This is a genomic window from Sporosarcina newyorkensis, from assembly GCF_900167515.1.
GTDB classification, from domain to species: Bacteria; Bacillota; Bacilli; order Bacillales_A; family Planococcaceae; genus Sporosarcina; species Sporosarcina newyorkensis.
Map to the genome: position 1 here is coordinate 471,396 of NZ_FUYJ01000003.1, position 13,966 is coordinate 485,361.

General features: G+C 41.3%; 14 protein-coding genes. 1 reads left to right on the top strand and 13 read right to left on the bottom strand.

The genetic code is table 11. The features are described from left to right. Positions 1–29: 29 nt before the first annotated feature. From B5D59_RS08895 to B5D59_RS18690, 7 genes are all read right to left on the bottom strand, one after another. Positions 30–2,141: a cellulose biosynthesis cyclic di-GMP-binding regulatory protein BcsB gene (locus B5D59_RS08895; protein WP_078817669.1), complete on the bottom strand. Its 2,112-nt coding sequence runs from the start codon at positions 2,139–2,141 to the stop codon at positions 30–32. Then, a complete protein-coding gene (locus tag B5D59_RS08900) occupies positions 2,142–3,410 on the bottom strand; it encodes a glycosyltransferase family 2 protein (RefSeq protein WP_078817670.1) in 1,269 nt (422 codons plus the stop codon). Next, positions 3,403–5,112, bottom strand: a complete 1,710-nt coding sequence (locus tag B5D59_RS08905; RefSeq protein WP_078817671.1) for a DUF2334 domain-containing protein — start codon at positions 5,110–5,112, stop codon at positions 3,403–3,405. The genes B5D59_RS08900 and B5D59_RS08905 overlap by 8 nt, the downstream gene beginning before the upstream one ends. Beyond that, positions 5,102–5,953, bottom strand: a complete 852-nt coding sequence (locus B5D59_RS08910; RefSeq protein ID WP_176132539.1) for a diguanylate cyclase domain-containing protein — start codon at positions 5,951–5,953, stop codon at positions 5,102–5,104. Before B5D59_RS08910 ends, B5D59_RS08905 begins: the two co-directional genes overlap by 11 nt. After that, positions 5,937–7,010, bottom strand: a complete 1,074-nt coding sequence (locus B5D59_RS18015; protein ID WP_176132540.1) for a glycosyl hydrolase family 8 — start codon at positions 7,008–7,010, stop codon at positions 5,937–5,939. The genes B5D59_RS08910 and B5D59_RS18015 overlap by 17 nt, the downstream gene beginning before the upstream one ends. 24 nt (positions 7,011–7,034) lie before the next feature. Beyond that, a complete protein-coding gene (locus tag B5D59_RS08915; protein ID WP_078817673.1) occupies positions 7,035–7,943 on the bottom strand; it encodes a sensor domain-containing diguanylate cyclase in 909 nt (302 codons plus the stop codon). Positions 7,944–8,185: 242 nt separating this feature from the next. Further along, entirely contained in the window at positions 8,186–8,305 is a 120-nt protein-coding gene (locus B5D59_RS18690) for an LPXTG cell wall anchor domain-containing protein (RefSeq protein ID WP_425441340.1), read from the bottom strand. A 16-nt stretch (positions 8,306–8,321) separates the two neighbouring features. Here B5D59_RS18690 and B5D59_RS18200 point away from each other — a divergent pair, with 16 nt between their 5' ends. Beyond that, positions 8,322–8,696 (top strand): hypothetical protein, encoded by a 375-nt coding sequence (locus B5D59_RS18200; protein ID WP_176132520.1) that lies wholly within the window; start codon positions 8,322–8,324, stop codon positions 8,694–8,696. Here B5D59_RS18200 and B5D59_RS08925 read toward each other — a convergent pair. The 6 genes from B5D59_RS08925 to B5D59_RS08950 form a co-directional block, all read right to left on the bottom strand. Next, positions 8,643–8,969 carry a hypothetical protein gene (locus B5D59_RS08925; protein ID WP_139365980.1) on the bottom strand — a complete coding sequence of 109 codons (327 nt, stop codon included), beginning with the start codon at positions 8,967–8,969 and terminating at the stop codon, positions 8,643–8,645. The genes B5D59_RS18200 and B5D59_RS08925 overlap by 54 nt on opposite strands. A gap of 393 nt (positions 8,970–9,362) precedes the next feature. After that, positions 9,363–10,016 carry a hypothetical protein gene (locus B5D59_RS08930; protein WP_078817676.1) on the bottom strand — a complete coding sequence of 218 codons (654 nt, stop codon included), beginning with the start codon at positions 10,014–10,016 and terminating at the stop codon, positions 9,363–9,365. A 174-nt stretch (positions 10,017–10,190) separates the two neighbouring features. Further along, a complete protein-coding gene (locus B5D59_RS08935) occupies positions 10,191–10,592 on the bottom strand; it encodes a hypothetical protein (RefSeq protein WP_078817677.1) in 402 nt (133 codons plus the stop codon). A gap of 74 nt (positions 10,593–10,666) precedes the next feature. Next, a complete protein-coding gene (locus tag B5D59_RS08940) occupies positions 10,667–12,046 on the bottom strand; it encodes a sensor histidine kinase (protein WP_078817678.1) in 1,380 nt (459 codons plus the stop codon). Then, complete coding sequence (locus B5D59_RS08945; RefSeq protein WP_078817679.1) at positions 12,043–12,714, bottom strand: response regulator transcription factor; 672 nt, start codon at positions 12,712–12,714, stop codon at positions 12,043–12,045. Before B5D59_RS08945 ends, B5D59_RS08940 begins: the two co-directional genes overlap by 4 nt. Further along, positions 12,711–13,517, bottom strand: a complete 807-nt coding sequence (locus tag B5D59_RS08950; protein ID WP_078817680.1) for a YihY/virulence factor BrkB family protein — start codon at positions 13,515–13,517, stop codon at positions 12,711–12,713. Before B5D59_RS08950 ends, B5D59_RS08945 begins: the two co-directional genes overlap by 4 nt. Positions 13,518–13,966 lie beyond the last annotated feature (449 nt).

The following is a 13,966-nucleotide window of genomic DNA, read 5'->3' on the forward strand; positions in this document are numbered from 1 at the left end:
TTCGACATGATCTCGACTAATTCCTCTCTTTATATATTGAGGCGCCTCTTTCGGATGATATAAATAATACCCGATAAGGAAATAATCAGAAGTGCCACAAGTCCTCCAATCCACACGCCGGATAACTGTTCTTCCACCCGATCGCTCTTTACTTCTGAGCTAGGTGATTCTAATTGAATGGTGGATGCATTGGTATACATTTTACCATTTTCCGACTTAACGACCATCGTTGCAAACTCTTCCGTTGTGCTTAGAAATTCAATTACTTTCCGATCAATGGATGCTCCTCCATCGACATTTTCCCAAACCATCATTGTATGTTTCTTTTCACTCCATACGCTTGGTTGAATCCAATTGACTGTTTCGACGGTTTCAGGTAAAAAGCCAGCAGAAGCCAAATCGGGTTTCCCTTTTTCATGTGATACTAACAACTCCGAAACCTGTTTCTGAAGGGCCGGTTGAACATTTGGCCCCCCAATAAAAAGCAACTGATGTTTTTTTAGGCTATCTTCTGAAACTTCATCCGCAAGCACTAGCTGCCAATTCATGGAACGTGTATTGACGAGAAGTTTTTCGTATAAATACAGCAATTCATTGTCATCAACGCTCTCAGATGAAGGTAAAACAATTAATATATCTTCTCCTTGATCAACGAATGGGAATGGAAATTCCGCTATCGAATGCTTTTTCTGTTTCTCCGCCTTCGGAAGTATGAAGAAACTGTCTTCTTCAATATAGAGCCAACGACTTTGATCCGTCGTGATACAAGGATTCCTTGTCAATAAACCACTCGTAGTGAATTGTAGACTGATTGTCCGGTTGTCTTTAAGCGTATTGTGGTCAATCGGTAGTTGGACCGTATATACTCCATTACGCTCCTCTTTTAACTGTTGAATATTAATGGAGTGCGGCACTTTGTTGATCCATGCAATTAATTCAATATCTCCCTCAAGCAATTCCTCTGTTGCTATCTCCTCCTTCTTATCAGGAGCAAGGGCCGTATGTTTTAAGTGTAACTCCAATATCGGTGACTGTTCTTTATCCAACGTATATGGCAGATGGTAAAAAAATTGCTGACTTTCCCGGTTCAGACTGTCCAGTGTCATATTGGATAGACCAAAATGTTTTAAAGAGACAATCTGCGTATCCTGGGCTACTGGTAACGTTGGGATTGTAGATAATACTAATTGTTCTCCGGATAATTGTTCTATTAAACGAGGTTCAGTTAGAATAGATACTCTATTCTCCAGTTCTTCTGGAGAATTAGCGATCGCAAAAAGTGCATTCACTTCATGCTTTCCATCTGTTAAGATCTCAAATGAAAACGTAGTTGCATCATCCGTTAGCGGGAACTTTGTCTGTTGGAACAAATCCTTCATAAAGGAGCTTATAAATTCATCTTCACTTCCTAAAAACAAGACATTATTCGTTATTTTCCTGACTTCAGACTCTCTCAATATGCGAACTGATTTATCTTCATTTCCTACTTTCGATAAAAAAGCTCCTACCTTCAAACCACTATTAAGAGTAGCCGTTGAGGCATTCTCAGGAAGGATAATGGTAATTGGATTTTTTTCCGATCCAGTAAAGGCATCGGGATAATTCTTTAATGAACGTTTCTCCAATAATTCTCGCTCCAGATTAAAATATGAATCGATATGGATGGTCATCCAGTTTCCTGTAGTTCCCTGTTCTACACATATTCCTTCTTTAACCACTCCGTAATAAGAAACAGTCACTTCATGAAAACCTTTTTTTAATGCCTCTTCCTCTAAAGGTATGACGAGTTTTTTTGTCATTTTTTCACCTGTCAACGATTTAGAAAGCAACGTTTTCCCATCTATACGCACAGAGACAGAGGAAGGTGCAATCAGCAACTCTGAATGGCTCAAATTCAAAACAAGTGCCTGGTCAGTCCTCTTTTGATCTTCCTGAAGTTCGTAATAGAAGGATGTTTCCTGTTCTGGGCCATTAAGTTCAATTGGCTGATTGGTGATTGGCTGGTTATTTGATGTATTTTTATTCGTATCCAGCTCGATTTCCGTTACATGAAGCTGTCTGGTTATTTGTGCATCCGCACTTAAGGTCTGCCATCCCATGATTCCCAATAATGTAAAAGCTGTTATGAAAAGGCTTCTCATTTAGTTTCCCTCCACTTTCTTTTCTGAAAAGCGTTCCGTTTTATACCAAGTTACCTCTTGCCCTAATAACACTCGTTTGATCTCTAAAAATAGTGAATACATGACAAGGAGAATCCACATTTGTGAATACGTAAAATACATGAGAAGAATATATAGAAAATTTTTGCGAGTCATCTCTGTTCGTTCAATACTTAGCGCAATCGCAACTTCCGCCACAAACAACAGGAAAGCTAAACCCCAAAGAATCAATGCTACATTGCCGATCTGCAAATGAAGATCGTAAAACAAGTTCACAACGAAAAGCATGTTTGAGATGATTACACCAAAGAAAAATAGAAAATAGGTAAAAAAGAAGTAAAACAAATCAAAGATAATCCGCTTTCGCTTCAATTTAAAAAACTGAGTCAGAAACTTAATGACTACATATTGATTGCCACGTGCCCATCTCGTTCGTTGTTTCCACCAAACGCCAAGTGTCTCGGGTTCCTGTTCCCACGTAATCGCTGCTGGAAAGAACCTGATATAGTAACCTAGATCATAGACTCGGACTGTTAATTCCGTATCTTCGGCAAGAGCTTTCACATCCCAGCCGCCAAGCTGTTCCATGATATGCCTATGAATCGCAAAATTAGTTCCCGGGATCGTCGCAACTTTGAACCAATTCCAGCGTCCTGCTTGTGCCATCCACTGAAAACAGATTGTCTCGATATTGATAAAGCGGGTCAACCATGTGCGTTCCGCATTACTGACGCGAAACTTACCGACCATCGCGCCCGCAAGCGGATCGTTAAGAAGCCCCATCACCAAGTGCCAAACCGCCATTCGTTCAGGTGTGTTGTCTGCATCATATACGACAATGATTTCTCCATCCGATTGGGCAAGTGCTTCATTTAACGCTGAGGACTTTCCAATCCCACGATTAGGTGGAGATGTTTCAATCACTCGAATAAAAGGGTGTTTTTCAGCAAACCCTTGTGCAATTTCTCCCGTTTGATCTGATGAATTGTCATTAATTACGATAATGTCCAGCTTATCTTTTGGGTAGTGAAGGCATGCCATCGCTTTCAATGTTTGGCTGATAACCATTTCTTCATTATGTGCGGGTATGAACACGCTAACGGTCGGTAAATGGTCCATCTTTCTCTCCCACTTGGTAATCACCCGTTCGTACGTCTTAAAATGCCGATACCCCCCCTGCATTAAAAACATGTGGTACAGCAACATGAGCCAAATCAAACTGAGTGCGCTGTAAAATAATATATTAGCCACTATTCGGTCTCTCCTTAAACAAACGTTTTTTCAAGCGAAAACGTAGATTCACTACATAGGTAAAAAAGACGGTGAGAAACCCTGTCACAATGAAAACTATTAGCCAAAGCATGGATTGAAACGGATTTTCTTTAACATTTTCAAACAACTGACCAAATTCCGTAATCGTTGATTGCACTTCTATACCTTTTGCATTTTGTATAATAGTCACACGTTCACTTGTAACGTGTTGATTCGTAGTGGAATAGTCTAGCCACTCCATATTGGGCACCGATTCCATTAACCGAATGACCTCAGCCAGATACTCCACTCCCAAGTATGGGTGATAAAATCCACCGATCACAGAACCCGGAACCTCCTGCAGTTTGGTTACCGAATTCTCCATTTCTTGAAATGGATCAGGAAGTGCAGGGTCGATGTATCCTATCGTTTCTGGATATAGTGTCATACCCGATAAAATAGCGGGTTTTGATATAAATAAAGGGGCATCCATAACACTCCAATTTAAGTCGCTCAATTGAATCTGCCCAAAGAGAGATGAATAGTAGTCAGATGTCACTTCGTATCCGTTTGAGCTCATCGTGTAGTGGGGTGCTTCAAACGCAATGGGATAGAGCCCTAATTCTGTTAAATCTTCAATTGACTTGGTATGCTTACGTTGCACATACTTTGTTTCAACTTCCAGTAATTCACTTTGATACTCCTGATAATCCCTGTCGGATGAAAATGCATCACGTGAGAGAATAGGCGTGGGTAACTCGTCAGTCTTTTCGGTTGTGATCGGCTGGTTCAGTTGCACATCCCAAAACTCAAATCCCTCTCCCGTCTCATCAAAACGGTAAGAATGCGTATAACCATGCGCAATAACCATCCCTCCCTTAGACTGCAAGTCAAGCAAAACCTCCACTAATTCTTTATTGGATGAAAGCGGCATTTGTTCTCCCGTCTCACTGTTGACGTATACTGGAATAACAGCCATAAAAAACGGGATATTGCGGTCGGCTAAATAATTCCCCGTTTCCCGAACAAGCTTGGGATCCGAAAATGGCGAAATATCTTCCAAACGAATATATGCCGGGTGCGGGACAGACGTTGGCACATCCAAAAGCACATATAGCGAGCGAGAAAGAGCAAGTTTCTCTTCCGTTCCAAAAGCAGTCGTAGCCACGTATGCTGTATTTCCGCTTTTGATAATTAGCGGAAGGTTTTTGTCTACTGTTCTACCCTCCGATAAAATTTCGCAATCCCCAGGAGGAATTGCATGGACCACGGACTTAATCTCCTTCAATGAATGTCCGTCAACGCTCCGTATGGAGTCCTCTCCCAAAAAGCCCCATTCCCCAAATCGTTCCAATTGATCTGCGTTCCATCCAAAGACAAGAAGTTGACCAGGAAACATCTCCATTTCCTTTAAAGCAACTTCCGGCAACCTTCCTTCCTCATCTCCTACGAAAACCAGGTGGTTATATGCCTGCAATGAATTGGGCATAACGTCTTTCACTGAATATAGATCGATTGCTTCCGAGAACCCTGCCAATGTTGCTTCTATGAAATAGACATGCTCGTTGAGTTCACCATCCGCCGTCATATAAATAAGCGCAATATCATTCTTTTCTTCCTCACTAGTTGCAGCTGTATAGAAAGGGGAAAAAATGTACGCGGAGAATAGGATCAATACTTGGACCAACAGTTTATAATTCACGCGCAACCATCTCACTTTCCATTTGTGAAATGAAGTCCTCGCAATCCAGTAATTCCGTTTGTTTTCCGTAAACGCTATAGGCCGTACGGAATGCCAATGTCACAAACTTTTGATTCAATAGTTGATGATCTTTTAGCGACTGTGCCAATTTGTCATAAACTACCTCAATTGACGTATCATCCGTTTGTGTTAGTAAAAGGGCGAGTCGATCAGCGGAATAGCGAAACTTACGATCGGTTATTCGGACTGCTTGCCGCACTTTATTGGCAATCGACGAGAGAAGATGAAGTCTCTCCTCCTCTCCATACAGCTTTTGAAAATCTTTATAGTACTCCATTTGAATCAACACAAGGGTAAAACTACCGCCGTAACGTTGAACTCGCTTCATTTCCAACTCCAGTTCCAACATCAGTCGATTCCTGTTATCAAAGCCGGTAGACGCATCTACGGCAACCAACTGATTGATCTCTTCTTGCAGCTTTCGGTTCAAACGGCCTTGATTGACGATAGATTCCTGCAGTTTTCCAGCCGTCAGAACTGCAAACAATAAAACAAATCCATACACCAGTAAAAGCGGCAATGGTAGAATCAAGGCGGCAGTCGAACTGAATGAAAGATAAAGCAAGAACGAACCGACCAGAAATATAATGCCCAAACTACAAAGCAGCCCAACCAGCGACCCTGCCAATAAGGTCAGCACGGTCAACAATGACAACAGAACCGCGAGCAATATACCCTGTGTATGTTGTTGAATCAAAACGAATACTGCACCTTGCAAGCAAATTACTAATAAAGAAATGAACATCAGTGTTTTCGTTTCTACATTAAAAAATGGTTTCATCGATTCCTTTCCTTTCGGCAAGTAGTGCCAATAAGTTGTCAAACGTATGGGTATCTTCGGAATAAACATCGGTGTATCCCCCATAGTAAGGCAATCCTTCATCCAACTGCTGCATTTCTTTCATAGAATGATATAGTTGTCTTGCAAAATCATGCTCTCCCAACTCCAAGCACATAAGGATGGCAAGTGCATAAACAGCAGCTGCTTCGAATGCGACGACTGGCTCCCCACTGTTCAAACTATATCGACCATATAATTTTCCTTCCTTGGCGAACGCTGATTTAGCAAATTTCAGAAGAGGCTCCACATCCCCATTCCATTGGGCACGATGATAGCCAACGTAAAACTGGTCAATTAAATTGACTTCCGTATCAAATGAGAATTTATCGGACAGCGTATTATAGGATTTTGGGTAAAAACCGCGAGAACTTGCCGGAGCACCAACAAGCAATTGCTTTGTTTGGCTCTTCCATTCTTCCGGCAATGACTGCATCTGCTCAAAACCATCTGGAATGATATAGCTGAGGGTGATCGTATCCCCTTGGTACTTACTCTCCAAGTCAATATGATCTACAAACCACCTATTACGGGTCTGGTAACGAAGAAGAGAAGCTTCCATATTCTCAGCTAGTTTCGTATAAACAGGATGATTCCACTTCTCACCCGCTCTGTACAATGCCGCCATAATTCGTAAGTCATCAATAAACGCGTTGGCTGGCGCTTTTTCATTACCACGCAACTCCCAAGCAACTAGATAGTGTTTCGTTAAAAAGTACTTTTTAAGTGTATCTACTGTATCGCGGAACTGTGCATTATCGTTTTTCTCTAACAAATAGTCCATCCAAAGACCAACTGTTTCTGACAAATAGATATCCTTCTGATCCAGTAAGTCGGTCTGTATGCGCCCATCTCCTTTTACTAAATACTTTTGGATAAATTGTTCAGCTGCTAAATTTTCTTTAGGTTTACTACTGTCCCTGCTCTCTACTGGAATCCATACACCATAGATCCCCAGGGATGCTACAATTATTACGATGAATAGTGTTCTTTTCTTCATATGCCATATCCTTTTCTTACTCATTTATGAGGTATACAATTTAAATGATGAACCTGATTGTTGTTTCGCCAAAAACATCGCTGAATCTGCGTACTCTAACAGCATGGATATGTCCGAGCTATGAGCCGGATAAACACTTGCGCCGATACTGAGATGAACTTGAATATTTCCCTTTTTTGTTTGAAACGGTTCGTCGCATACTGCTTGAACGGCTTCAATCTGGTCAGTACAGTCATCCAGATAATCTAGCAAGATAATAAACTCATCCCCACTAAAATGAAAAATCCTGTCTTGCATGAAGGAAAGTTCCTTAAAACGATGAGCCAACCCTTTTAACACCTCATCCCCCGTCATATGTCCGTACGTATCGTTGATATGTTTAAACTGGTCTAGATCTACATAAAGAATAGCGAGTTTGGTTTTTAATTGATCCGCCTTCTGCAAATAAGAAGCAATGGTTAAATAGAAAGACCTCCTGTTAGGTAAATTGGTCAGGTCATGGCGGCATGCAATTTGTCTCCATGTGTCTCTTTCATCTCTCGAGGTTATATCGTTAAAAATAATTAAAATACCTGTAATGGTGTCTGCACCTTCAGTGAACGGAATAACAGTTGCTTGCAACCATAAAAATTCCTCACTTTTTGCCTGTAAAATTAATAACCCATTCCATTGACCTTCATGGCTGGCTCTGTCCAACAATTCATTCCACGCAGCTTTTGTTGGAAGGTCCGATTCTAATACTTGGAAGTCAGATAGATGGAGCTCTGACGGTTCATATCCAAATATGTTCTGGAAGTTTTCATTTAGTTCTAAAATAGTCCCTTCCGAATCTGCCATAGCTAAGATAAAAGACGAATTCAACCTTTCTTTTATCATATTTATAAATTTTTTATTACTTACTTGAGAATTTTTAATAGGAAAAGGGCTAGGCATTTATTATTCCTCCTTCACTTAGTATCAATGTCATGTATTGGTATAAATAGTATATGAGATTGTTCTTACAAAACTCTTAAACTTATAAGTCTAATAAATCATTCCTTTCGCATAAATATCCTGCATATAGTGTTGATATTTGGTAATTATAAAAATTTGCCAAAAAAAGCAGCAGAAGAATATAGAAATATTCCTCGCTGCTTTCATTCAATATTTAAAATGCGCTATTCTTCAGTAATTCCTTATGCGTGCCTTTTTCTACGTATCATCCAAAAGCCAGCAAGTATCAACACAAAGCCTGCAGCTAGTGAAACAATTGGATATGCCTCGCCTGTTTGTGGAAGATTCTTTCCTCCCGCCACCTTAGCAACTTCGTTTTTGTCTGAAATGTTAGCAGAACCAATGTCAGACGGCTTTTTCGTATTGTCCGGCTTGTTCAAATTACCTGAGTTGCCTGGCGTGCTAGGCTTACTCGCGTTGTTTGAATCATCTGGTTTGCCCGGTATTCCTGGTTCATCCGGGTTGCTCGGATCTTCTGGATTACCTGGGGTGCCGGTATTATCAGATTATTCTGAATGCATTCCGTTGGTTCGCTGTTTGCCGATTCATCAAACGAATAGTACTTTGCAACTTTATTTATATAAAATAATAAATAACAAATTTAATACGGCGATGTGCCGATTAGTTCTACTTGCACAATCAGCCGGTCGGACGGTTGCCAGCTTCAAGCAGTGTACACGTGACGAGTATTAGCTGCGGTGTTTCTTTGTCTTCAAGTACTGAAACATCCGTCTTGATAATACCGCGAGTTCCGTTTAATAGAGAACTATTTTTTTCATTGGGAATTGTGGATGCTTTTACACTTTTTTGCTGAGCCGGAAACGACATGCCACCCATTTCGCCCAACTGATCGAAAGCGGCAAGAAGTTCCTGTTGCTGTCGGTCATATGTGATTTTTTCGTAAAATGGATAGCCAATTAGTAGCAATCCAGCAATGACAAGTATCCACCCTAGCGAATTACGCACGATACCATCCACTCTCCAATAAAAGTTCAGTACTAATCTATTGTAGAAATCAGCTCTTACAAAACTCTTAAAGAAAAAAACTAAGAAAAAAAGACTGAAACCAAATGAAAATCGGTCTTAGTCTCCTATTTTTTTGCAGAACTAGTATAGTAATTAGTAACTTAACACTCTCTTATCTTTAGTCTCCAACAACAAGAACGTATGTTATCTTTGTCTTAATTAAACTAGAGTCTATTAAGTGAGCTCCTTTTCATACGATAAAATCAGTTTGAGTATAAACACCATACTTTACATGATTGCTACTGCCTGTAATATCCTCTTACCCGTCTATTCATCAGCCCCACTAGTTAAAGTGAGATTTTAAAAAACATAGCATCACTAGCCTTATAGTATTCATTCCTCTTGATCTAAAAACTCGACCTTCAACCGTTCACCATACGCTTTCTCACTTTCTCCATCCTGCTTCGGAATCTTCTCCATCACAAGTGGCGTCAATTTCTCCCACAGCACATCCATCACATAAAAGTCCCGATCGAATTGGTAATCTAGTTGGTAAAGCGTCAAACCGAGCGCTTCCGCATAGTTCTTCTTCTCCTTACTGCGAACATTGGCTACATTTTTTTTAATGAATTCCGTCACTTCCTCCTCTGCTACACGAATTCCATATTCCTCTTTCGCAACACGAAGCGCATCCACGTATCGACCTGTCTCTTTCTCTGCCATCGCCCGCATGAACTCTGTTGAATGTTCCTGCTTCGTTAAATTATTTTCCACACGTATACGGAATTCCGCCTTCTTCACAGAAAGCAGCTCTTCCATCCCATCTTCAATATGCCCCAAATGAATCCGTTCCAACTCCTCTGTAATTTCCGGCATCTCCTTCAGCACGTCTTCAACTGCCACGTTCATCTGCGCATAATCGTGCACTGTAAGTTCCGGCTTCGGCTCATTCTGCTCCGAACTAGCCGACTGCTTGATCAGCACACTTGCGGCGATCACTAACCCAAAGCAAATCATCGTCAGTGTAAAGCGATTATTTCCTGTCATTGTCATGGCCCCTTTATGCTATAAGTCCATCCAGTATGCCATAACCCAACTGTTTTTTTTGTTGAAAACACTGACTATCGAGAAAAAACGTTCTTTACGTTTCGACAGACACTCCCCCCAAAACACAAAAAGCCCAAGAACACGGAATAACCGCTTTCTTGGACTCTCGACTAATTAACGAACTGCTTTTGTTTTCTCTACCATAAAAGTCACGATGACAAATAGCGCAAAGCTGACGAGCAGAACTGTTCCACCGACAATATAGAAAATCAGCGAAAATGTCTCATTAATATTAAACGGCTGCATGAATTGCAACCACATACCGGCAGTCAATCCAATCGCCCCGACGATTCCTGTCCAACCTTGGACTGTCAGAAGCTTCTTTGCACGCACTCGGTAAATTTTGTAGAATACGCCCCATGAAAATACGGACAGCCAACCCACTAACAAAATATGCGCATGAATTGGACGAAATGCATACGAACCAGCCCCCGCCATATGAGAACCAAGCACCGTACCAATTAAACCAAAAATTGCAGCAACGCGTATCAAACGTAAACTCCATTTATCTTGCATTTTATATTTCCTCCCATCGTCTTTCTATTATCTTTATACTACCTGAGCAAGATGAACGGAAGATGAACAACTGATTACAGTTTTGGCAAATGCACAATAAATGTCGTACCAGCCTCAAGTTCACTAATCACTTCTATCCTGCCGTCATGAAGGCGCACTACTTGTTCTACAATTGAGAGACCTAGACCAGTTCCCTCAACTTCGCGCGTTCGGGAGTGATCTGCCCGATAAAAGCGATCAAATACGCGTGCTTTCGTATCCTCCGACATACCGACTCCTGAATCCTCAATAGAAAAATATACTTCATTCTCTCGTTCTGTCAGCTGAATATCAATTGTTCCTCCGTCAGGTGTGTATTTCAACGCATTCGACAATAAATTCTCCCATACTTTCTCTAGGAAAGCTGGATCCCCTTCATATGTCACTTCATCAATCTCCAGCATAAGCGACATCTCTTTCTCCTGCAAAAGCCATTGTGATTTGCGTACCGTCTCCTTCACTTGCTGATCGACACGGAACACTCTCTTCTGTAATGGGGAAACTAGCTGATCAAGTGAAGTCAATAGAAGCAACTGTTTCGTCAGCGTCGATAAGCGCTCTGTCTCCGATTGGATAATGTTTGCATAATGCTTGCGTTCATTCGCAGGTAAATTTTCATCTGACAGCAAGTCTGCATAGCCTTTAATATTTAATAAAGGGGACTGAAAATCATGCGACACATCACTAATGAAAGCCTTTCGTATCTGATCGTTCTCACTCAATCGATTGATCATTTGTTGAAAGCTTTTCGCCAATTGACCAATCTCATCTTTTCGGTCAATTGCCATATCGCCGCTGAATTGCTCTTCTCCAACCCGTTTTGTTGCTCTTGTCAGCACGACAATTGGCTCAATCAGCTTTCTCGCAACAACGAGCATAGCCAGTAAACTGATAATGGCCATAACAATTACCATGCCGCCTAATAAGTAATGAATTTCGGTGAATAGCATTTTAATATCAGGACGCAAAAATAGCGCATATGTATCGCCTTCACGGCTAAAGGGCACTCCGACTGTATTCGCAGATTCATTCGAAAAATACCCCGTCACAAATGTTTCTGCCTTTAAATCCCGCATACCATGGTACACTTGTCCGTTCCTTACCTGTTCAATTGCCTCTATCTCCAAATTATTTACCCGGAACGCTTCACCGTACAAAGTAGGGGTGTTGTCAGGCGAAATAATCATTAGCTTGTAACCTGCTGCGGCAAGCATGTCAAAATAAGCCGTCAAATCAAGTCCGTTTTCCTCTTCAATAAACGATGCGATCTGCTCGGCAACAGCAACATTCTTCGTATCATTCTGTTCTTTCAAATAGCGATGATAATACGTATTAACCGCTAAAAACGCGACCAACGCACTCGTCAGCATAATTCCGACCGTCATCACAAGAAATTTTCCATAGAGCGACTTCATTCTGAAACCTCTAGCTTATACCCTACACCACGCACAGTCACAATTTTCACTTGTTCTGTCAGCTTTCCAAGCTTGTCTCGCAAGCGCTTAATATGAACGCTTAACGTCTGTTCATCACCCTCATAATCAAATCCCCATACACGCTCCACCAATACTTCGCGTGTAAATACTTGATTGCGCCGGGATGCCAGCACCGACAGTAACTCAAACTCCTTCAGAGGCAATAATAAAGACTTCTTTCCAAGCACTACTTCATAACTTTGACGATTGATCAGCAAAGGACCGATTTGAATCATTCGATCAACCGCTTTATCATAGCGCCGCAAAATTGCATGAATACGAAACAACAATTCCTTTGGCTCGAATGGTTTTACAAGATAATCATCGGAACCTGCCAAAAAACCACGCTCCTTATCCTCCAACTCACCTTTCGCCGTAAGGAGCAATACTGGGATTTCCGTATCCTCTCTCAGCCTCTTCGTCAACGTATAGCCATCCATCCCCGGCATCATGACATCCACTACCGCCAAGTCCGGCCACTCCTCTGTAACCAACTCTAAGGCTTGTTGTCCATTCATCGCCTTCACCACGATATATCCCGCCTGTCTCAAATGAATGCTTACCAGCTCTAGGATATGTATATCATCATCGACCACTAAAATCTTCATCTGAAACGCCCTCTCCTTTTCCATTCAGCATTCAACAATCCCGATAGTAAAATAATAACCGCCGTCAAATAAAACCATAACACAAGCATAATGATACCTGCCAATTGACCATACAATCTAGAATAATCCACCCTGGATACATAATCACCAAACAGCAAAGAAACCAACTGCCACCCGAAAGCTGAAAAAACAGCACCTGGCAGCGCCTCTTTCCATTTCATTTTACCCGTCGGAACAAGTTGATAAAATAACAAGAAAAATAGCAGCAAAAAAATTGTTCCGAGTCCCCACTTAATATTCGGCCAAATATATAGCCAGCCCTGCCAATCTTCTAACACGTCATAATACGCAATCACCGTATGCAGCAACTTCTCCAGTAACGGCAAAAATAAGGACAACGGCACGACCAACATAAAAAGAACCGTCACACCTATATTCCGTATTAAACTAATCCAGAAGGGCTGCCGTGGCCTTTTTTCGTTCGTTAGATCCAATGACCGGGCAAATGACTGAACCGCAATAGATGATGTCCATAGTGCAGCCAGCACACTTAATAGAAGTAGCTTCCCATGGCTTTTATAAATCATCGACTGGACACTTTGCTCGATTAGTTGAAATGACTCCTCAGGAACAAAGGGTCGTAGCAACGCCAATATACTTGCCTCTTGAACCGGCAAAAATTGAACTAGAGATAACACGACCAGTAAAAAAGGCAAAACGGATAACAGCAAGTAATATGCATTCTGTGCAGCTTGATCAAAAAAGCGTTCTTTAAAAAAGCGCTGTACGATAGTAATGATCATAACACTCTCCCCTTACTACCAATATACCCTAATGAAGCCCTCTCAATTAATATAAATTAAATATTATTGGTCTCATTTCGATGGGCTCTATTGGTTATCTTATGAGACAGTCATTTGATTATTCATTATGCGAATTAATGAAAACACAGAAAAGCCGTTTGCTATGAGGACCATAGTGAATGGCTTTGTATACGTAGCAACGTCCGGCCGTCTTGGGGGAAGACTCGACTACCTCACCGGGCATTACTGCGTTGAGACTCTGGAAGGGGTGATGAGCGCAACTGACACATCTTCTTCCTAATTTTTACTGTATCCATTAACAGCCTTTTTACTAATTTATTTTAATTATATAAAAACACAAAAAAGCCACTCACTATGATGACCATAGTGAATGGCTTCGCATGCCTAGCAACGTCCTACTCTCACAGGGGGAAGCCCCCGACTACCAT